This window comes from Streptomyces sp. NPDC059166, assembly GCF_042755185.1.
GTDB lineage: Bacteria > Actinomycetota > Actinomycetes > Streptomycetales > Streptomycetaceae > Streptomyces.
On record NZ_JBHZCI010000009.1, the window covers coordinates 121,949 to 141,529 of the forward strand.

Consider the following 19,581-nt stretch of genomic DNA (forward strand, 5'->3'; position numbering starts at 1 on the left):
CGGTGCGCCACGGGCCCTCCTCCCGGCCCCGTGCGCCGCTCGGCCGTCCCTCGGCCCTCGCGCGCGGCCCCGCCGGCCCACCCGGCCGTGGGGCCGGACCGGCCCGCGCGGCGCCGCCGCGACCGGCTGACGCCGCGCGGGCCCGCCCCGCCCGGTCAGGCCAGGCTCTCCCGCCACGCCTTGTGCAGCCCGGCGAACCGGCCCTCCCCGGCGATGAGTTCGCCCGGCGCGCCGTCCTCCACGATCCGGCCGTGCTCCATCACCAGGACCCGGTCCGCGATCTCCACCGTGGACAGCCGGTGGGCGATCACCACCGCCGTACGGCCGTGCAGCACCGTGTCCATGGCGCGCTGGACGGCCCGCTCCCCGGGCACGTCCAGCGAGCTGGTGGCCTCGTCGAGGATCAGCACGGCGGGGTCCGCCAGCAGGGCGCGTGCGAACGCGACGAGCTGGCGCTGACCGGCGGAGATCCTGCCTCCCCGCTTACGTACGTCCGTGTCGTACCCGTCGGGCAGGGAGCTGATGAAGTCGTGCGCGCCGATCGCCTCGGCGGCGCGCTCGATCTCCTCCGCGGTGGCCTCCGGGCGGCCGATCGCGATGTTCTCGGCGATCGTCCCGGAGAACAGGAACGCCTCCTGGGTCACCATCACGACACCCCGGCGCAGCTCGGCCGTCGCCAGATCGCGCAGGTCGGTGCCGTCCAGCAGGACCCGGCCCTCCGTGGGGTCGTAGAAGCGCGCCAGCAGCTTGGCCAGCGTCGACTTGCCCGCACCGGTCGAACCGACGACGGCCACGGTCTGGCCCGCCGGGACCGACAGGTCGAAGGAGGGCAGCACCTCGCCACCCGTCCGGTAGGCGAACCGAACGCCCTCGAAGGTGACCTTCCGGCCCGGGTGTTCACCGGCCGGCGCGGGCAGTGCCTTCGGCTCGTCCGGCTCGGGCACGGTCGGGGTCTGCGCGAGCAGGCCGGCGATCTTCTCCAGCGAGGCGGAGGCCGACTGGTAGGAGTTGAGGAACATCGCCAGCCGGTCGATCGGGTCGTACAGCCGCCGCAGGTAGAGCACCGCCGCCGCCAGCACCCCCAGCGCCAGGGTCCCGGACGCCACCCGGTAGGCACCCCACAGCACCATCGCGGCCACCGCGGTGTTCGCCACGAGCCGGGACCCCACCACATAGCGCGCCATCTCCAGCAGCGCGTCGCCGTTGGTCCGCTCGTGCCGGTGGTTGCTGACCTGGAAGTCGGCGTCGTTGGCGCGTTCCCTGCGGAACGCCTGCACGGGCCGGATCCCGTTCATCGTCTCGGCGAACTTCACGATGACCGAGGCCATCGCGGTGGAACGCTCCGCGTACGCGGCGGTCGCCCTGCGCCGGTACGTGCGCACCAGCAGGTACAGCGGGGCGAACGAGGCCACCGCGATGGCGCCGATCCCGAGGTCCAGCCAGAGCAGCATCAGCGAGATCGAGACGAAGGAGAGGATCACCCCGACGAGCTCCTGAAGCCCCTCGCTCAGCAGCTCGCGCAGCGACTCGACGTCCGTGGTCGACCGGGAGATCAGCCGGCCCGACGTGTACCGCTCGTGGAAGTCGACGCTCAGTGCCTGCGCGTGGCGGAAGATCCGCCCGCGCAGATCGAGCAGCACGTCCTGGTTGACCCGTGCGGCCGCCCGGAGGAAGGCGTACTGGAGGGCCCCCGCGGCAGCCGCGCAGAGCGCGTAGCCCGCCCCCACGGCGGCCAGCGGACCGTAGTCGTGGTCGCGGAACGCGGGCACACCGCTGTCGATGGCGTACGCGACCAGCAACGGGCCGGCCTGGACGGCCGCCTGCTGGACGATCAGCAGCAGGGCGGACAACGCGACCCGGGCGCGCATCGGGGCGAGCAGCGAGAACAGCAGCGTCCGGGTGGCGCCCGGCGGGGTGGGAAGGGCGTCCGCGGCGAACGGGTCGGCGCCGCCCGGCGGCAGGCCGCCCTCCTTCCCGGCGGGGCCGTCGCCCGCGAGCGCGGGCTGGTCGGTGGTGGTACTGGTCATCGGACGCCGCCCTCCTCGGGGACCAGGGCGCCGGCCTCGGCCGTGCCCGACATCAGCCATGCGTACTCGGTGCTGGTGCGCAGGAGTTCCTGGTGGGTGCCCACGGCGCTGATCCGGCCACCGGACAGCAGGGCCACCCGGTCCGCCAGCATCACCGTGGACGGCCGGTGGGCGACGACCAGGGCCGTGGTCTGCGCCAGCACGCGCCGCAGCGCCGCCTCCACCATCGCCTCCGTGTGGACGTCCAGGGCGGAGAGCGGGTCGTCGAGCACGAGGAAACGCGGTGCCCCGACGACGGCGCGGGCGAGCGCGAGCCGCTGCCGCTGGCCGCCGGACAGACTCAGCCCCTGCTCCCCGACCTGGGTGCCGGCACCCTGCGGGAGGTCGTGCACGAAGTCGGCCTGGGCCACGGACAGCGCCCGGTGCAGCTCCTGGCCGCCCGCCCCCTCCGCGCCCATCAGGACGTTCTCGCCGACCGTAGCCGAGAAGAGCGTCGGCTCCTCGAAGGCGACCGACACCAGCTCGCGCAGCCGGGCACGCGCCATCGTGGAGGTGTCCTCACCGTCCAGCAGGATGCGTCCGGCGGTGACGTCGTGGAGCCGGGGGACGAGCGCCGTCAGCGTCGTCTTGCCCGACCCGGTGGCCCCCACCAGGGCCATCGTCTCGCCCGGACGGATCCGCAGGTCGATCCGGGCGAGCACGGGAGGCGAGCCCGGGGCGGCGTCCGGGTAGCGGAACTCCACCCCTTCGAAGACGATGCCCTCCCCGGGTCCCGTCCTCCCCGGGCCGGGGGTGCCGGGTTCCGGTTCCTCGGCGACGTCCATGACCTCGAAGTAGCGGTCGGCGGCCGTCGCCGACTCCTGGCTCATCGCCAGCAGGAAGCCGATCGACTCGACCGGCCAGCGCAGTGCCAGGGCCGTCGACAGGAAGGCGACCAGGGTCCCCGCCGACAGCCCGCCGTTCGCCACCTCGATCGTGCCGAGTACCAGCGCGGCCCCGATCGCCAGCTCGGGCACGGAGGTGATGAGGCCCCAGATGCCCGCGAGCAGGCGGGCCTTGCCCAGCTCCGTGGTGCGCAGCCGCTGCGCGAGCGACCTGAAGGCCAGCGCCTGGCTGCGGTTGCGGCCGAAGCCCTTCACGATGCGGATGCCGAGCACGCTCTCCTCGACGACCGTGGTCAGATCGCCGACCTGGTCCTGCGCCCTGCGCGCCACCAGCGCGTACTTCGACTCGAAGAGCGAGCACATGATCATCAGCGGTACCGCGGGCACCAGGAGAACCAGCCCCAGGGTCCACTCCTGGACGAACAGGATGACGAAACCGACCAGGATCGTCGTGCCGTTGACCAGCAGGAACGTCAGCGGGAACGCCAGGAACATGCGCATCAGCATCAGGTCGGTCGTCCCGCGCGAGAGCAGCTGGCCCGAGGGCCAGCGGTCGTGGAAGGCCACCGGCAGCCGCTGGAGATGACGGAAGAGATCCGCCCGCATGGCGGCCTCGACGCTCGCCAGCGGCCGGGCCACCAGCCACCGCCGGAGGCCGAACAGCCCCGCCTCGGCGATCCCCAGCAGCAGCAGCCACAGCGCCCCCAGCCACACCCCGCCCGGATCGCGCTCGGCGACCGGGCCGTCCACCATCCACTTCAGGACCAGCGGGATCACCAGGGCGAGGCAGGAGGCGAGTATCGCCACGAGCGCCGCGGCGATCCAGCGCGCACGCACGGGTCTGACGTAGGGCCACAGACGCAGAAGGGAGCGCACGGCGGACCGTTCCGTGGGCTCTGCAGGCTTTTCGGGCATCAGGAGTGAGCCTAAGGTTCACCACTGACATCGCTCATGTGGTTTTCCGGCCACGCGCGACCGGTCGGAGTGCGCCGTCAACCGATCGGCTGATGCCGGTCCGGGCGGGACGGCGGATACCGGCGCCGCCCGGCCGCCGGGATCCTTGCGGCCATGGCGATCATCGAAGTGAACGGGGTCCGCAAGGCCTACGGGGGACGTGCCGTCGTCGACGGGGTGAGCTTCACCGTCGACGAGGGGGAGATCTTCGGGATCCTCGGCCCGAACGGGGCGGGCAAGACCACCACCGTGGAGTGCGTCGAAGGGCTGCGGGTGCCCGACTCGGGAACCGTCCGGGTCGCCGGGCTCGATCCCGCCACCGAGCGCCGGGCGGTCACCCAGGTGCTGGGCGCCCAGCTCCAGGAGAGCGAGCTCCAGCCCAAGCTGACCGCCGGGGAGGCGCTGGAGCTCTACAGCGCCTTCTACCCTCGCCCCGCCGACCCGCTCGCGCTCGCCGAACGGCTCGGGCTCGCCCCACACCTCGGCCGGCGCTTCGCCGGGCTGTCCGGTGGCCAGAAGCAGCGGCTGTTCATCGCCCTCGCGCTCATCGGCAATCCGAAGGTGGTCGTACTGGACGAGCTCACCACCGGCCTCGACCCGCGCGCCCGCCGGGAAACCTGGCGCCTCATCGAGGAGATCCGTGACAGCGGGGTGACCGTCCTGCTGGTCACGCACTTCATGGAGGAGGCCCAGCGGCTCTGCGACCGGGTCGCGGTGATCGACCGGGGCCGCGTCACCGCCCTCGACACCCCGGCGGGGCTGATCGGCCGTTCCGCCGGCTCCACGGTCATCGCCTTCACCCCGTCGAGCCCACTCCCGGACAGCGGTGAACTCGACCGGCTGCCGGGGGTCGTGTCCGTCTCGGTGGCGGAGGACGACGGAAGGATCACCGTCCACGGCGACGACGACACCGCCGTGGCCGTGATCTCGCTGCTCGCCGGACTCCGCATCACCGCCCACCGGCTGCGAGTCCTGGAGACCACCCTGGACGACGCCTTCCTCGACCTCACGGAGCAGGACGCCTGAGATGACCACCACAGCCATCGCCCCGGACGGATCCGCCACGGCGAGCGGCCCGCACACCGCGGTCCTGCGGGCGGAGGCCCGTCTGTTCCTCCGGGAACCGGGCAGCCTCTTCTGGATCGTGGCCTTTCCCGCGGTCCTCCTGACGATCCTCGGCCTGATCCCCTCGTTCCGGGAGGACGACCCCGCGCTCGGCGGACGCAGCGTCATCGATCTGTACGTGCCCGTCGCCGTACTGCTCGCCATGATCATGGCCGGGCTCCAGGCCATGCCGCCCGTCCTCACCGGCTACCGCGAACGCGGCATCCTGCGCCGCATGTCGGCCACACCGGTACGCCCCTCGGCCCTGCTCGCCGCGCAGATCGTGCTGCACGGAGCGGCGTCCCTCGCATCCGCCGTCCTCGTCGTCGCCGTGGGCCGGATCGCCTTCGGCGTCCGTCTGCCCGGACAGACGGCCGGCTACCTGCTGGCGCTGCTCCTCACCGTGGTCTGCGTGCTGGCGCTGGGGGCCACCCTCTGCGCCCTGTCCAGGACCGCCAAGGTCGCGACCGCCGTCGGCTCCGTGGCGTACCTGCTGATGATGTTCACCGCGGGCGTCTGGGTGCCCGTCCAGGCCATGCCGGAACTGCTCCGCCGGATCGTCGAGTTCACCCCGCTCGGCGCCGCGTCCCAGGCACTCGCCCAAGCGGCGGCCGGAAGTTGGCCGGAGTGGTCGCACCTGGCGGTCCTGGTGGTCTGGACGGCCGCGCTGGGAGCGGGAGCGACCCGGCTCTTCCGCTGGGAGTGACGGGGGCACCGCGCGGGGGAGACTGGTGCCGGGACCGGACGGGGGGAGCGGCGCGATGAGCGGTACGACGGTCGAGCAGCGCTGGGAGGGCTTCTACAGGTACGGGCCGCACACCCTGCTCGGTGTCTCCGTCCTGATGGCGGTGCTCTCCGCGGACGCCGTGGGGATGACCGGGACCGAGAGGCGCGCCGCGGCGGTCCTCGTCGCGGCGGCCTGCGCCCTGCACCTGTGGTGGGACCGCGCCAAGGGCGGGGCGCCCCCGCAGGGACCCGCGGCGCAGGCCTGCTACGCGCTGCGGACCCTGCTCGCCTTCGCGCTGTGCTGGGCCAACCCGTTCTTCTCCATCTACGCGATCATGGGGTACTTCGACAGCGGTCACCTGCTTCCGAAACGCCTCGTCCGAGCCGGTCTCCTGTGCACGGCCGTCACGATGGCCGGCGCGCAGTCCGGTGGCGGACTGCCACCCGACTCACCGGTCACCTGGGCCGCCTTCGGCGCGCTGTTCGTCCTGCACTCCTCCCTCTCCCTCGTCTTCGGCAACATCAGCGAACGTGAGGCCGAACGCACCGAACGGCAGAGGGAGACCATCTCCGAGCTGGAACGGGCCAACACCCGCCTGGAGGAGGCACTGGCCGAGAACGCCGTCCTGCACGCCCAGCTCCTGATCCAGGCCAGGGAGGCGGGGGTCGCCGATGAGCGGCGCCGTCTCGCCGCTGAGATCCACGACACCCTCGCACAGGGCCTGACCGGCATCATCGCCCAGCTGCAGGCCGCGGTCTCGGCCGCCGACGCGGTCCAGTCCCGTGAGCACCTCGACCAGGCCGCCGGCCTCGCCCGGCACAGCCTCGGGGAGGCCCGCCGCTCCGTCCACGACCTGGTGCCCGCGGCGCTGGTCGAGGACGGCCTGCCCGAGGCGCTGGACAAGGCGGTCACCGAATGGGCGAGGCGCACCGGTGTACGCGCGGAGTTCATCGTCACCGGTACCGTCGAGCCGCTCCACGACGAGGTCGGGGCGACCCTGCTCCGCATCGCCGGTGAGGCCCTCGCCAACGCCGCCCGGCACGCGGACGCCGAGCGGGCGGGTGTCACGCTCTCCTACATGGGCGACGAGATCACCCTGGACATCCGTGACGACGGACGCGGGTTCGACCCGGCCGCCCAGCCCACGCGGACCGGCGGGGGCGGCTTCGGGCTCGTCGGGATGCGCGCCAGGGCCGAGCGGATCGCGGGCACGGTCGAGGTGGAGTCCGAACCGGGCACCGGCACGGCCGTCTCCGCCCGGGTGCCGCTGGTACGGCGCACCTGACGGGGCGTAACCTCTCCTCCGACATGTCCGAGACCAGCAGAGCCCCGCGCGTCATCACGCTGCTCGTCGTCGACGACCACCCCGTGGTGCGGAACGGACTGCGCGGTATGTTCGCCGCCGACCCGGGTTTCGAGGTGCTCGGCGAGGCCGCGGACGGGGTGGCCGCCGTCGAACTCACGACCAGGCTGGACCCCGACGTCGTGCTGATGGACCTGCGGATGCCCGGCGGGGGAGGCGTGGACGCCATCGCGGAGCTGTCCCGGCTCGGTGTCCGGTCCAGGGTGCTCGTCCTCACCACGTACGACACCGACTCCGACACCCTGCCCGCCATCGAGGCGGGCGCCACCGGCTACCTCCTCAAGGACGCGCCCCCCGACGAGCTGTTCACCGCCGTACGCGCCGCGGCCGACGGCCGCACCGTGCTGTCACCGGCCGTCGCCTCACGGCTCGTCTCGCGTGTGCGCGCCCCGGCCCCGGGCCACGAGTCGCTGTCCACGCGCGAGCGCGAGGTGCTGGGACTCGTCGCCCGTGGGACGTCCAACCGGGAGATCGCCGCCGAGCTGTTCATCAGCGAGGCCACCGTGAAGACCCACCTCACCCATGTCTTCGCCAAACTGGGGGCGAAGGACCGGGCGGCCGCTGTCGCCCTTGCCTACGAGCGCGGCATCCTGGGCTGAGCCCGCCGGTTCACTCCGTCACCCGCAGCAGCAGCACCGACCTCCCCTCCACCGTGAGTTCCGCGCCGCCCCGGTGCACCGTGCCGGGCGCCTCCGACTGCTCCTCCAGCGAGGTGTCCAGCACCAGCTCGTAGGACTGGGCCCAGGGCGGACCGGGGAGCCGGAAGGAGCAGGGCCGGTGGTCCGCGTGCAGGACCGCCAGGAAGCTGTCGTCGGTGACCGGACCGCCCCGGGCGTCCCGTCCCGGGATGTCACGCCCGGAGAGGTAGAGGCCGAGGGTGGCGGCGGGCGCGTACCAGTCGGCCTCCGTCATCTCCTCGCCGTGCGGGGTGAACCAGGCCAGGTCCCGCAGCCCGTCCGGGGCCTGCGGCGTCCCGGCGAAGAACGCGCGCCGCCTGAGCACCGGGTGACGGTGCCGCAGGGCGAGCACCCGGGAGGTCAGCTCCGTCAGCTGCCGCCACCGGGGATCGTCCAGGAGCGACCAGTCCAGCCAGCTGACCTCGTTGTCCTGGCAGTAGGCGTTGTTGTTGCCGCCCTGGGTGCGGCCCATCTCGTCGCCGGCCACCAGCATCGGCACCCCGGTCGAGAGCAGCAGCGTGGTCAGCAGGTTGCGCAGCTGCCGCCCGCGCAGCGCGCCGACCCCGGGGTCGTCGGTCTCTCCCTCGGCGCCGCAGTTCCACGCCCGGTTGTCGTTGGTGCCGTCGCGGTTGCCCTCCCCGTTGGCCTCGTTGTGCTTCTGCTCGTAACTGACCAGGTCGCGGAGGGTGAAACCGTCGTGGGCGGTGACGAAGTTGACCGAGGCGTACGGGCGCCTGCCGCCCCAGGCGTAGAGGTCGCTCGACCCGGTCAGCCGGTAGCCGATGTCGCGCACGTCGGGCAACGCGCCGCGCCAGAAATCGCGTACCGCGTCCCGGTAGCGGTCGTTCCACTCCGTCCACAGCGGAGGGAACGCGCCCACCTGGTAGCCGCCGTTGCCGACGTCCCACGGTTCGGCGATCAGCTTGACCCGGCGCAGCACCGGGTCCTGGGCGATCACCGCGAGGAACGGGGAGAGCATGTCCACGTCGTGCATGGAGCGGGCGAGCGCGGCCGCCAGGTCGAAGCGGAAGCCGTCCACGCCCATCTCGGTGACCCAGTACCGGAGCGAGTCGGTGATCAGCCGCAGGACCTGCGGCTGCACCACGTGCAGGGTGTTGCCGCAGCCCGTGTAGTCCGCGTAGCGCCGGGCGTCCCCCTGGAGCCGGTAGTAGCCGCGGTTGTCGATGCCGCGCAGCGACAGCATCGGGCCGAGCTCACCCGCCTCCGCCGTGTGGTTGTAGACGACGTCGAGGATGACCTCGATCCCGGCGTCGTGCAGGGCGCGCACCATCTGCTTGAACTCGCCGACCTGCGCGCCGCCCGAGCCGTTCGCCGCGTAGTCCGCGTGCGGGGCGAAGTAGCCGATGGAGTTGTACCCCCAGTAGTTGTGCAGGCCGCGGCGCAGCAGATGGTCCTCGTGGGCGAACTGGTGGACCGGGAGCAGTTCCACGGCCGTCACCCCGAGCCGCCGCAGGTGACCGATCGCGGCGGGGTGGGCGAGGCCGGCGTAGGTGCCGCGCAGCTCCGGGGGGATGTCCGGGTGCAGCTTGGTGAAGCCCCGCACGTGCAGCTCGTAGATGACCGAGTCCGCCCACGGCGTCTTCGGCCTGCGGTCCTCCGCCCAGTCGTCGTCGTCGTGGACCACGACGGCCTTGGGCACGTGCGGAGCCGAGTCGCGGTCGTCGCGCACGGTGTCGGCCACGTGCTGCTCCGGCCAGTCCCTGACATGGCCGTACACCTCGGGCGGCAGGGTGAAGGAGCCGTCCACCGCGCGGGCGTACGGGTCGAGGAGCAGCTTCGCCGCGTTCCACCGGGCACCCGTCCAGGGGTCCCAGCGCCCGTGCACCCGGTAGCCGTAGCGCTGCCCCGGCTGTACGCCGGGGACGAAGCCGTGCCAGATCTCGTGGGTCAGCTCGGTCAGGGGGAGCCGTGTCTCGGTGCCCCGCTCGTCGAAGAGGCAGAGTTCGACGGCCTCCGCCCCACCCGCCCAGAGGGCGAAATTGGTGCCCGCCACGCCGTCCGGTCCGACGCGGAAGCGGGCTCCGAGCGGCATGGGTGCACCCGGCCATACGGGTGGTCTGTCCGGTCCGGTCCTGAGGGCCGGTGCGGCGGGCACCGTCCGTCCCGTCGTACGCGGCGTTTCCTCCTGCTCGGCTGTGCTCGACACCTCTCAGCCTCCTGCGGCTCGTGGGAGCGGCCACCCGTAGTAGGAGTACGCGGCGTCCCGGCCGCGGCCTTCCTGGCGGTGTCCTCCCCTCTGTTCTGCCCACCAGGGGCCCCGCACTCACGTTTCCCCGGCGCGGCGGCGTCGTTGGGGGAGGCGTGAACCACGAAGCGAAGAGAGCACGGGCGGCTTGGATCGCCGTGCTGACATGGGCAGGACTGTTCACCGTCCCGGTCGTGCTGACGGGCTGCAGCGGGGGGATGCCGTTCATCGGGGACGACCGCGCGCCCGGAGACGCCATCCGGATCGCGCCCGAGGACGGCGCCACGAACGTCGGTGCGGACAGCGAGCTGAAGGTGACCGTCCCCGACGGCCGGATCGAACGGGTGAAGGTGACGCGGACCGAGGACGCGGAACGCAGGGAGGTGCCGGGCAGGATCGCGGAGGACGGCCGCTCCTGGTCACCCCGGGACAGCGGCTACCGGCTCGGGCTGGCCGGGAAGTACACCGTCGAGGCCGTCGCCGTCGACGGGGACGGCCACCGCTCGGCACGCAGCACCACCTTCACCACGCTGGTCCCCAAGGACCGCTTCATCGGCTACTTCAAGCCGGAGAACAGGTCAACCGTGGGCACCGGCATGATCGTCTCCTTCGACTTCAACCGGCCGGTCACCAGACGCGCCGAGGTGGAGAAGGCCATCAGGATCACCACGGAGCCCGAGGTGGAGGTCGCCGGCCACTGGTTCGGCCGCAACCGGCTGGACTTCCGTCCCGAGGAGTACTGGGAGCCGGGCACCGAGGTCACCGTCGACGTGGCCCTGCGCGATGTGGAGGGAGCCCCCGGGGTCTACGGCAGCCAGCGCAAGAAGGTCACCTTCACGGTGGGCCGTTCCCAGACCTCGGTGGTGGACGCGGCGGCGCACACCATGGAGGTACGCCGCGACGGAGAGATGGTCAGCACCGTGCCGGTCACGGCCGGCGCCGAGACGACGACGACGTACAACGGGAAGATGGTGGTCTCCGAGCTGCACGACGTGACCCGCATGGACGGCAGCACGGTGGGCTTCGGCGGGGAGTACGACATCAAGGACGTGCCCCACGCCATCCGGCTGACGAAGTCGGGCACGTTCCTGCACGGCAACTACTGGGAGTCCCCGGACATCTTCGGCTCCGAGAACACCAGCCACGGCTGCATCGGGCTCCGCGACGTCAAGGGGGGCAGCTCGGACACCCCGGCCGGCTGGTTCTTCGAGCGGACGCTCGTGGGCGACGTCGTCGAGGTGGTCAACTCCACCGACACCACCGTCGCGCCGGACAACGGGCTCGGCGGCTGGAACCTCGGCTGGCCGCAGTGGAAGGCGGGCTCGGCCCTGCGCTGATCCCCGCCCCGGCGGGTGGGCCCCGGAGCCGACGCCTCCGGGGCCCACCCGCTGTCCTGACGTGGGGACTTGGGACGGAACGGTGACAATCCGGAGGGAGTTCTCCCCACCCGCGGTGTGATTGTCTTGCTGTGAGCGTGCACGGATGGCGCGCGGGGGTGCGGGCCATGGCGGGGCCAGGCCGTGCGAGGGGAGACGACCACAGTGAACGGGCAGCCGATATCGGGGTCATGGGCCGGTACGGGCGGGGAGCGGCGGGGGCGCGGAGCCCACGGACTCCTCGCACTGGTAGTCGGCGGGATGCTGCTCCTGGTGACCGCGTGCGGGGGCAGCGGGGCCGCGGCGGAGAAGGACGGCAAGGGCGCGGGTGCGAAGGCGGAGGACACCAGCGCCTCGGTGGCGGTGGTGACCATCGCGCCCAAGGACGGGGCGGACGACGTCGCGACCAGCGGGGCGCTGAAGGTCACGGCCGACCAGGGCAAGCTGACCACCGTCAAGGTGGTCGACCCCGAGGGCGGCGAGGTCAAGGGCGCGATCGCGAAGGACGGGCTCAGCTGGGTCCCCGACCGCCACCTGGCGGCCTCGACCAAGTACTCGGTGCACGCGGTCGCCAAGGACGCGAAGGGCCGGCAGTCGGCGAAGGACACCACCTTCACCACGCTGGTGCCGCAGAACACCTTCATCGGTCAGTACACGCCGGAGAACGGTTCGACCGTCGGTGTGGGCATGCCGGTCTCGATCCACTTCACCCGGGGCATCACCGACCCCGAGGCGGTCGAGAAGGCCGTCACGGTGACGGCGGAGCCCGCCGTCGAGATCCGGCCCCACTGGTTCGGCAACGACCGTCTCGACTTCCGTCCCGAGGAGTACTGGGCGGCCGGCACGAAGGTCACCCTCCGCCTCGACCTCGACGGGGTCGAAGGACGGCCGGGCGTCTACGGCAAGCAGGCCAAGACCGTGAAGTTCACCATCGGCCGCAGCCAGGTCTCCACGGTCGACGCGAGCAGCCACCGGATGAAGGTCGTCCGTGACGGCAAGCAGATCAGGGACATCCCGATCTCGGCGGGTGCCCCGGCCACGACCACGTACAACGGCCAGATGGTCATCAGCGAGAAGCTCAAGGTGACCCGCATGAACGGGGACACCGTCGGCTTCGGCGGCGAGTACGACATCAAGGACGTGCCGCACGCGATGCGCCTGTCGACCTCGGGCACCTTCATCCACGGCAACTACTGGGGCGGCTCCGGCATCTTCGGCACGACCAACACCAGTCACGGGTGCGTCGGCCTGCGCGACGTGCGCGGTGCCTGGGACAGCAAGACCCCGGCGGCCTGGCTCTTCGACAACTCGCTGATCGGCGACGTCGTCATCGTGAAGAACTCCAAGGACAAGGTGATCCAGCCGGACAACGGCCTCAACGGCTGGAACATGGACTGGTCGGAGTGGATCGCGTAGACCCACGGCGTCCGACGGGGCCCGGTGCTGTGACCAACGGCACCGGGCCCCGGTGCGTTAGCGCCGGTTAACCTGCCACCCATGACCGTAACCCTCGAAGTAAGTGACAACGTCGGGACGATCCGCCTGGACCGCCCGCCCATGAACGCCCTGGACGTCGCGGTCCAGGACCGGTTGCGCGAACTCGCCGAGGAGGCCGGCCGGCGCGACGACGTGCGCGCGGTGATCCTCTACGGCGGCGAGAAGGTGTTCGCGGCGGGCGCGGACATCAAGGAGATGCAGGCGATGGACCACACCGCGATGGTGGTGCGCTCCCGCGCCCTGCAGGAGTCCTTCACCGCCGTGGCGCGCATCCCCAAGCCGGTGGTCGCGGCCGTCACCGGCTACGCCCTGGGCGGCGGCTGCGAACTGGCGCTCTGCGCCGACTTCAGGATCGCCGCGGACAACGCCAAGCTCGGCCAGCCGGAGATCCTCCTCGGGCTGATCCCCGGAGCCGGCGGGACCCAGCGCCTCGCACGGCTCGTCGGACCGTCCAAGGCCAAGGACCTCATCTTCACCGGACGCCAGGTGAAGGCGGAGGAGGCGCTGGCGATGGGGCTGGTGGACCGTGTGGTGCCCGCGGCCGAGGTGTACGAGCAGGCGCACGCCTGGGCCGCCAGGCTGGCCCAGGGGCCCGCGCTGGCGCTCCGGGCCGCCAAGGAGTCCGTGGACGCCGGTCTGGAGACCGACATCGACACCGGCCTGACGGTCGAACGGAACTGGTTCGCGGGTCTGTTCGCCACCGAGGACCGTGAGAGGGGCATGCGCAGCTTCGTGGAGGAGGGGCCGGGCAAGGCGAAGTTTCTCTGACCGAGGGTGAGTTGCGCACACGGGAGCGCGGGTTCATCCCTGTGGGCGGATGAGCTGGACCTTAAGAGAACCTTAAGGTCCAGCACGCTGTGTGTCCGTGCAATTACCCGGCCCCTTGGTGTCGCCGCAGGTGGGTGCGGGTATTCGGGGCCCCATTCTGCCCCTGGCATATGCCGGAGAAGCAGCCCGGAATGACTGGTTCCGGGTAAGGGATTCTGCCGGAACGGTCACGGAGCGCGTTCCGTGCGGCCATGATGGTGGGCATGGCGGGCCTGGAGGATGTGGAACAGCCGCGACCGCGCATCGGCGCGACGGCGGCACGGTTGTCGTCGGCCGTCGAGGACGAACAGGCGTTCAAGGCGCTGGAGTTGTTCGGAAATCCGACGGAGGAGGAGGTCCGGCTGCCTTCCCGGCCCGAGTCGGCTGCCACCGCCCGTCGGATCACCTCGTGCGTGATGCTGCGCCAGTGGCAGCTGCCTCCGCAGACCGCCGAATACGGAGTGCTACTGGTCTCCGAGCTCGTGGGCAACGCGGTACGGCACACCGGTGCGCGTGTCTTCGGCCTGCGGATGCTCCGCCGGCGCGGCTGGATCCGGATCGAGGTGCGGGATCCCTCGCGGGGGCTGCCCTGCCTGATGCCCGTCCGTGAGACGGACGTCAGCGGACGCGGCCTCTTCCTGGTCGACAAGCTCTCCGACCGGTGGGGCGTGGACCTCTTACCCCGGGGCAAGACCACCTGGTTCGAGATGCGCGCCACCGACCGCTGAATGCAGAAACCCCCGGTCGGCCGGGGTCGCGGCGTGGCGGGGGTTTCTGAGGGGCCACGGAATGGGGGGTGTGTCCGCGGCCGCGCGGGGGACCTGGCTCGGGTCGGAGGAGGTCGTGTTCCGACTATGGCAGACGAGCGCCCTCGGATCCAAAAGGTCCAAATCGGTCAATGAGTGCCAAAGCGCGGCATTTCAGTTATGAATCGCAGGTGTGTTGGGTCACGTGCCTGGCATTTCCCGGCATGATGAGCCCTTCGCCGCGTGATTCCTGCGCCGCTCACCGTCCACGCGAAGGCGTGTACATGGAGACGGGCGGGCGGGGGCGGGCGCATGGGGACGAGCGGGCGGTGGGCGCGCGGGGCGCCTTCCGCCGGCGGGCCGGCTGCCGGCCTCCCGCGCGTCGCCCGCCGGACCCGCCGCCCGGGCGGGCGGATAATCTGACCTCCGTCATCAACGCTTAACGAAGGGGCGGAACAGTGGCGGACATCGAGTCGGCACGCACGGCATTCGACCGGTTCGACCAGAACGGGGACGGCCGCATCACGGCTGCCGAGTACAAGAGCGCCATGGCGCAGCTCGGTGACCCCTACGTCACCGAGACGGTCGCCCAGGCCGTCATCAACGCCCACGACGGAAACGGCGACGGTGAGCTCACCTTCGACGAGTTCTGGGCCTCGCAGAACAAGGGCTGACCCCGCACCGGGCCGGCTGGTGCCGGCCCGGCGCGACGGGCGGCCGGGCTACCTCAGGTAGACCAGGCCGTCGGTGGTCAGGGTGGGCCGGCCCTTGGTGCCGACCACCACGACCTTGACCGTGTGCTTGGCCGAGGCCGTCCAGGACTTCGTCCAGATCGCCTGCCGGTAGGCGGTGGCGGTGGACCTGAGGTCCACCGTCGCGGCCTTCACGCCGTCCACGTAGACGTACGCCTGCCCGGACGTCGAGGCCCGCGACACCACCCAGGCGACCGAGCGGCCGGTGAACGTCCAGGTGAGCGAGGCGTTCCTGGCCCCGCTGGTGTACGACTTCCCGCCCAGGTAGCTGGACGAGGACTTGGTGCTCCAGGTGCCGCTCCGCTTGGCGGAGGACTCCTGGAGGATCATCGGCGTACCGGTGACGGAGGCCGCCCCGCCGTTACCCGCGAGGTCGTAGGCCGTCATCTTCCAGCTCGTCGCCACGCCCGACTTGGCGGTGTGCGACGCGCTGGTGGTCGTCGGCCCGTACGTCCTGGCCACCGGCGCGGTCAGGCGGACGTCCCGCAGCTGCACCGCGTCGGCCGCCTTCCACTTCAGCGTGAGCGGGACGGCCGTGGTGTTCACCGTGCCGGTGCGCAGCGACAGGCCGGGCCTGGTGGAGAAGGAGGGTGCGGTCCGGTCGGCGATCACCGTCGCCGCCGCCGACACCGACGCCTTCCCCGACAGGTGGGTGGCCCGCACCTGCACGGAGTGGGTGCCGGGGGCCAGGGACGCCTTGGCCGACGAGGCCCCGCCGGCCGTGGTGGCGACGGACTTCCCGTCCACCAGCAGTTCGTACTTGGCGACGAACACGGAGGGCGTGGTCGCGGACCAGCCGACGGTGATGTCCGCCTTGGTGTGGTACCTGGTGCCCGAGAGCGTGGCACCGGTCACCGACCTGACGGTCAGTCCCGCCACGGGGCCGGCCGCGTAGCCGCGGATCGTGGGCAACTGCTGGTACAGGCCGGTGCCGGGGCACTGGGTGTTGAAGCCGTCACGGTGTCCGGAGACCGTGCTGAACGGGTAGGCGGTACCCGCGGTGAACTTCCTGCCCGCGTAGTTGCCGCCGTCCGCTCCGGCGACGAGTGAGGTCGTCGCCGAGGGGCTGACGCCGTACTGGCCGAGCTTCCACGCGGCGATCCTGGCCACCGCGGTCGTCGCCGGGGTCGCGGCCGCGGTGCCGGTGTACGTGCCGATGACGGCTATGCCCGCGGTCTCCCGGTTGAAGCCGTAGGTGTGCGCGCCCATCACGGCGCGGTCCACCCCGCCCTTGCGGCCCTCGAAGACGGTGCCGCACTTGTCGACGACGAAGTTGTAGCCGAGGTCCTTCCAGCCGTTCGACTGCACGTGGAAGGCGTGCAGCCCTCGTACGATCGCGGCGGAGTCGGCGCAGGAGTACGAGTTCGTCTGCGCGGTGTGGTGCACGAACACGGCCTTCACCGTGTCCATGTAGTCGGGTGACTCGTCGTTGAGGGATTCGTCGGCGTGCCATCCCGCCCGGGTGACGATCGGCGGCTTCGGTGCGGTGGAGGGCAGCGGGGGCGGAAGGGTCGCGGTCGGGCCGGTGGTGGGCGTCGGGGACCCGGAGGGTGCCGGGGGAGCCGTGGTGCCGCTGGGCTCCGCACCGGCTGACGGGTCGTCCGTGGGATCGGTGCCGGGTTCCCCGGCGGGCGGTGCGGTCGTCTCCTCGGTGTCCGGTTCCGTGGGTGCTCCGGACGGCGCGGAGGCGGACGGTCCGTCGGTGGGGTCGTCCACGGGATCGTCCGCGGGGCCGTCGGACGGTTCCTCGGTGCGATCGACGGCGTAGGCGGCCGGCTCGCCGGCGGAGCCCGAGGGCGTGCCGGGGTCCACGGTCTCGAGCCGCAGCCCGGCGGGGAGCGCGGAGGACGACCCCCGCGCGGCCGAGACACGGACCTCGACGCCGTCGGACGGCCCGACCCACCGGGGTTCGGTGGTCCCGCGGACCCCGGGCCGGCCTGCCTCCGTACGTCCGTCGACCTCCGCGTCGACGGGCAGCCAGGCCGACCACCCGCCGGTCCGGACGGACCGGGTGCGTGCCTCGACGGTGCCGTCGACCCTGGCCGAGGGGTCGGTCCAGGTGACACCGAGCATGCTGAACGGTTCGGTGCTCTCCCGCCGCAGGGTCGCGGCCGAGCCGTCGCCCGACACCTTCAGGGCGTCGTGCCGCACCTCGGTCCGTGCCGGACCGGACGTGGCGCCGATGCCGTCGGGCACGTCCGATGTTCCGGTCACCCCCTCGAACACCAGAACGCCCGTCACGGCCGCCGCCGCGACGGCGGCCGTGACCCATATTCTTCGCTTCACTCGCACCTGGGGTCCCCGAGGATGATGACTGCCCTGCCGGCAGTGCTGAGGATGTGACCGGCCTTCGGCGGGTCCTCCGCATGATCCTCGCGGATCCTTCACATCCTGTCCCGGGATTCAGGACTCGACCTGGTCACGATCGTCCGGTCGGTGCGGTCCGGGTGAAGGTCTTGGACCGCACCGACTCGTACGACGGCATCCCCCCGGGGCTCAGCCCACCGCCGAGTGGAACTCCCTGCGGAGGGCGGTGATGCCGTCGCCCTCCCGGGACGGGTGGACGCGGTTGGTCAGGAGCACGGCGTACCGGTTCGTGGCGGGGTCGATCCACAGACTGGTGCCCGTGAAGCCGGTGTGGCCGTACGAGTCCGGACCGAAGGCCGGGCCGACGGGGGAGCCGGACGGGTCCTGGCCCTGCCAGGCCAGGGCCCGGCGGAGGTTGAGGCCGTCCGTGTGCGGCGCGGTCATCAGGGCGTACGTCTCCGGGCGCAGCAGCTCGCGGGCTCCGCCGGCCAGGCAGACGGCGAGCCGCTCGGTGTCGGCGAGCGTCGCGAAGAGCCCCGCGTGGCCGGCGACACCGCCGAGGACGACGGCGTTCTCGTCGTGCACCTCTCCGATGACGGTCCTGCCCCGCCAGGGGCACCGTTCGGTCGCCACCGCGCGGTGCCGGTCCGCGGGCGCCGTGCCGAAGCGCAGGTCCGTCAGGCCGAGGGGTGTGCACACCAATTCGGACACCAGGGCGTCGAGGCCCCGGCCGGCCGCCTGTTCGGCGATGAGGCCGAGGAGGATGAAGCCCTGGGAGGAGTACTCGACCCGGGTGCCCGGCGCCGAGCTCAGCGGGAGCGGGCCGAGCGCGGTCAGCAGGGATTCCCGGGTGGGGTGGTCGCGGTACATCGGGACCCGCCCCGGCATGCCCGAGGTGTGGGACAGCAGGGCGGCGACGGTCAGTCCGGCCTTGTCGGTGTGCCGGTAGCGGGGGAGGAGTTCACCGACGGTGCCCTCCAGGGACAGCGCGCCGCGCTCGGCCAGTGCCATGACGACCAGTCCCACCACGGGCTTGGTGACCGATGCCAGATCCCACAGGTCCGTGCCGTCCAGCCCGGGGCCGCCCCAGCTCCTGGTGCCCAGCAGGCCCCGGTCCGCCGGGCCGTCGGCGGACCCCACCGACCAGGCCGCGCCCGAGTAGAGGCGCCGCTCCCTGCCCCTGGCGAGGACCGCGGCGCGTCCGTCCGGGCCCGCCGCCGTCTCCGGTGCGCCGCTCACAGCTCCGGCCCTCCGTCCGCGGCGGGCAGCACGTCCCGGGCCAGCATCAGCCGGGTCCGGCCGGCGGAGCCGAGCCCGGCGGAGACCGAGCGGGCGGCCGCCCGCACCATCGGGCCGTACAGCTCGACGCCCGCCCGGTCCAGGGTGAACACCAGGCCGGTCAGGGTGACAGCCCCGACCGGCCTGCCCTCCTCGTCCCGCACCGCCGCGGCGAGCGCCCTGCGGTCCTCCTGCTCGTACTGGTCGTCCAGCGCGTAGCCGTGCTCCGAGGCGGCGGCGATCGCATCCCGCAACTCGGCCGCCGGGACCGGCAGATGAAGCCCTCCGGCGTCCGCCGCGTCGAAGGCCCGCCCGGTCTCCGCGGGAGGCAGTGCGGCGAGCATCGCGAGTCCCGGAGCGGAGAGCAGCAGCGGGGCGCGGGAGCCCGGGCGCATCTCCAGCGCGTACTCGCGGGCCGGTTCGGACACCTCCAGGCAGATCGCGGCGTCGCCGTCGCGCACGGCGTAGTGCGCCGGCAGGCCCGTGCGGGAGCGCAGTTCGGCCAGCACCGGCCGGATCGTACGCAGCCCGGGACCGCTGTCGAGCGCCGCCGCGGACAGGCCGAGCAGGCGCGGGCCGGCCTGGTAGCTCCCGCCCGCGGCCGGTTCGACGTACCCGGAGGCGGCGAGGCTCCGCAGCAGGCGGTGCACGGTCGGTTTGGCGAGTCCCGTACGGCGGGCCAGATCGGCCAGGCGGTGCGGCGCTCCCGTCTCGACCAGCGCGGACAGCACCTCCATCGCCTTGTCCACCGGGCCCATGACGGACTGTTCGGCAGCGCGGCCCGCAGGCGGCTGCTCCTCGGAACGGCTATTGACCGGTTTCCCCATGTCGCTTAGCTTACCCCCACTGCATTCCATCTGCCGGAACGGATGTGTT

The 19,581-nt window shown here is 72.2% G+C and carries 15 protein-coding genes; 9 read left to right on the forward strand and 6 right to left on the reverse strand.

Going from position 1 to position 19,581, the window contains the following annotated elements; translation table 11 throughout:
* Window positions 1-155: 155 nt before the first annotated feature.
* Both ACFXOA_RS09505 and ACFXOA_RS09510 read right to left on the reverse strand, forming a co-directional pair.
* Window positions 156-2,027: an ABC transporter ATP-binding protein gene (locus tag ACFXOA_RS09505; RefSeq protein WP_385024354.1), complete on the reverse strand. Its 1,872-nt coding sequence runs from the start codon at window positions 2,025-2,027 to the stop codon at window positions 156-158.
* Complete coding sequence (locus ACFXOA_RS09510) at window positions 2,024-3,826, reverse strand: ABC transporter ATP-binding protein (protein ID WP_385024356.1); 1,803 nt, start codon at window positions 3,824-3,826, stop codon at window positions 2,024-2,026. The genes ACFXOA_RS09505 and ACFXOA_RS09510 overlap by 4 nt, the downstream gene beginning before the upstream one ends.
* Window positions 3,827-3,979: 153 nt before the next feature.
* Between ACFXOA_RS09510 and ACFXOA_RS09515 the strand changes: the two genes are divergently transcribed.
* The 4 genes from ACFXOA_RS09515 to ACFXOA_RS09530 are packed head-to-tail and all read left to right on the forward strand — an operon-like array spanning window position 3,980 to window position 7,658.
* Entirely contained in the window at window positions 3,980-4,891 is a 912-nt protein-coding gene (locus tag ACFXOA_RS09515; protein WP_385024358.1) for an ABC transporter ATP-binding protein, read from the forward strand.
* Window position 4,892: 1 nt separating this feature from the next.
* The gene (locus tag ACFXOA_RS09520) at window positions 4,893-5,675 is read left to right on the forward strand and encodes an ABC transporter permease (RefSeq protein ID WP_385024360.1); all 783 of its coding nucleotides are present in this window, start codon (window positions 4,893-4,895) and stop codon (window positions 5,673-5,675) included.
* Window positions 5,676-5,730: 55 nt separating this feature from the next.
* Window positions 5,731-6,981 (forward strand): sensor histidine kinase, encoded by a 1,251-nt coding sequence (locus tag ACFXOA_RS09525; RefSeq protein WP_385024362.1) that lies wholly within the window; start codon window positions 5,731-5,733, stop codon window positions 6,979-6,981.
* A 23-nt stretch (window positions 6,982-7,004) separates the two neighbouring features.
* The gene (locus ACFXOA_RS09530) at window positions 7,005-7,658 is read left to right on the forward strand and encodes a response regulator (RefSeq protein ID WP_385024364.1); all 654 of its coding nucleotides are present in this window, start codon (window positions 7,005-7,007) and stop codon (window positions 7,656-7,658) included.
* Between the two features lie 10 nt (window positions 7,659-7,668).
* On the opposite strand, the gene glgX is transcribed toward ACFXOA_RS09530, so the two are convergent.
* A complete protein-coding gene (glgX, locus tag ACFXOA_RS09535) occupies window positions 7,669-9,903 on the reverse strand; it encodes a glycogen debranching protein GlgX (RefSeq protein ID WP_385024366.1) in 2,235 nt (744 codons plus the stop codon).
* Between the two features lie 155 nt (window positions 9,904-10,058).
* Between glgX and ACFXOA_RS09540 the strand changes: the two genes are divergently transcribed.
* The 5 genes from ACFXOA_RS09540 (at window position 10,059) to ACFXOA_RS09560 (ending at window position 15,042) form a co-directional block, all read left to right on the forward strand.
* A complete protein-coding gene (locus tag ACFXOA_RS09540; protein WP_385024368.1) occupies window positions 10,059-11,279 on the forward strand; it encodes an Ig-like domain-containing protein in 1,221 nt (406 codons plus the stop codon).
* 204 nt (window positions 11,280-11,483) lie between these two features.
* Complete coding sequence (locus ACFXOA_RS09545; protein WP_385024370.1) at window positions 11,484-12,734, forward strand: Ig-like domain-containing protein; 1,251 nt, start codon at window positions 11,484-11,486, stop codon at window positions 12,732-12,734.
* Between the two features lie 81 nt (window positions 12,735-12,815).
* The gene (locus ACFXOA_RS09550) at window positions 12,816-13,583 is read left to right on the forward strand and encodes an enoyl-CoA hydratase/isomerase family protein (protein ID WP_385024372.1); all 768 of its coding nucleotides are present in this window, start codon (window positions 12,816-12,818) and stop codon (window positions 13,581-13,583) included.
* A 251-nt stretch (window positions 13,584-13,834) separates the two neighbouring features.
* The gene (locus tag ACFXOA_RS09555) at window positions 13,835-14,350 is read left to right on the forward strand and encodes an ATP-binding protein (RefSeq protein WP_385024374.1); all 516 of its coding nucleotides are present in this window, start codon (window positions 13,835-13,837) and stop codon (window positions 14,348-14,350) included.
* Window positions 14,351-14,826: 476 nt separating this feature from the next.
* Window positions 14,827-15,042 carry an EF-hand domain-containing protein gene (locus ACFXOA_RS09560; protein WP_362542048.1) on the forward strand — a complete coding sequence of 72 codons (216 nt, stop codon included), beginning with the start codon at window positions 14,827-14,829 and terminating at the stop codon, window positions 15,040-15,042.
* Window positions 15,043-15,090: 48 nt separating this feature from the next.
* Here ACFXOA_RS09560 and ACFXOA_RS09565 read toward each other — a convergent pair whose 3' ends face one another.
* The 3 genes from ACFXOA_RS09565 to ACFXOA_RS09575 form a co-directional block, all read right to left on the reverse strand.
* Window positions 15,091-17,412 (reverse strand): N-acetylmuramoyl-L-alanine amidase, encoded by a 2,322-nt coding sequence (locus ACFXOA_RS09565; RefSeq protein WP_385024377.1) that lies wholly within the window; start codon window positions 17,410-17,412, stop codon window positions 15,091-15,093.
* Between the two features lie 204 nt (window positions 17,413-17,616).
* A complete protein-coding gene (locus ACFXOA_RS09570; protein ID WP_385024379.1) occupies window positions 17,617-18,666 on the reverse strand; it encodes a serine hydrolase domain-containing protein in 1,050 nt (349 codons plus the stop codon).
* The gene (locus tag ACFXOA_RS09575; RefSeq protein ID WP_385024381.1) at window positions 18,663-19,532 is read right to left on the reverse strand and encodes an IclR family transcriptional regulator; all 870 of its coding nucleotides are present in this window, start codon (window positions 19,530-19,532) and stop codon (window positions 18,663-18,665) included. The genes ACFXOA_RS09570 and ACFXOA_RS09575 overlap by 4 nt, the downstream gene beginning before the upstream one ends.
* Window positions 19,533-19,581: the final 49 nt, after the last annotated feature.

Bases quoted from the DNA above. Each gene is read 5' to 3' on its own strand.
- ACFXOA_RS09505 (WP_385024354.1), bottom strand. From the start codon at position 2,027: ATGACCAGTACCACCACCGACCAGCCCGCGCTCGCGGGCGACGGCCCC.
- ACFXOA_RS09510 (WP_385024356.1), bottom strand. From the start codon at position 3,826: ATGCCCGAAAAGCCTGCAGAGCCCACGGAACGGTCCGCCGTGCGCTCC.
- ACFXOA_RS09515 (WP_385024358.1), top strand. From the start codon at position 3,980: ATGGCGATCATCGAAGTGAACGGGGTCCGCAAGGCCTACGGGGGACGT.
- ACFXOA_RS09520 (WP_385024360.1), top strand. From the start codon at position 4,893: ATGACCACCACAGCCATCGCCCCGGACGGATCCGCCACGGCGAGCGGC.
- ACFXOA_RS09525 (WP_385024362.1), top strand. From the start codon at position 5,731: ATGAGCGGTACGACGGTCGAGCAGCGCTGGGAGGGCTTCTACAGGTAC.
- ACFXOA_RS09530 (WP_385024364.1), top strand. From the start codon at position 7,005: ATGTCCGAGACCAGCAGAGCCCCGCGCGTCATCACGCTGCTCGTCGTC.
- ACFXOA_RS09550 (WP_385024372.1), top strand. From the start codon at position 12,816: ATGACCGTAACCCTCGAAGTAAGTGACAACGTCGGGACGATCCGCCTG.
- ACFXOA_RS09555 (WP_385024374.1), top strand. From the start codon at position 13,835: ATGATGGTGGGCATGGCGGGCCTGGAGGATGTGGAACAGCCGCGACCG.
- ACFXOA_RS09575 (WP_385024381.1), bottom strand. From the start codon at position 19,532: ATGGGGAAACCGGTCAATAGCCGTTCCGAGGAGCAGCCGCCTGCGGGC.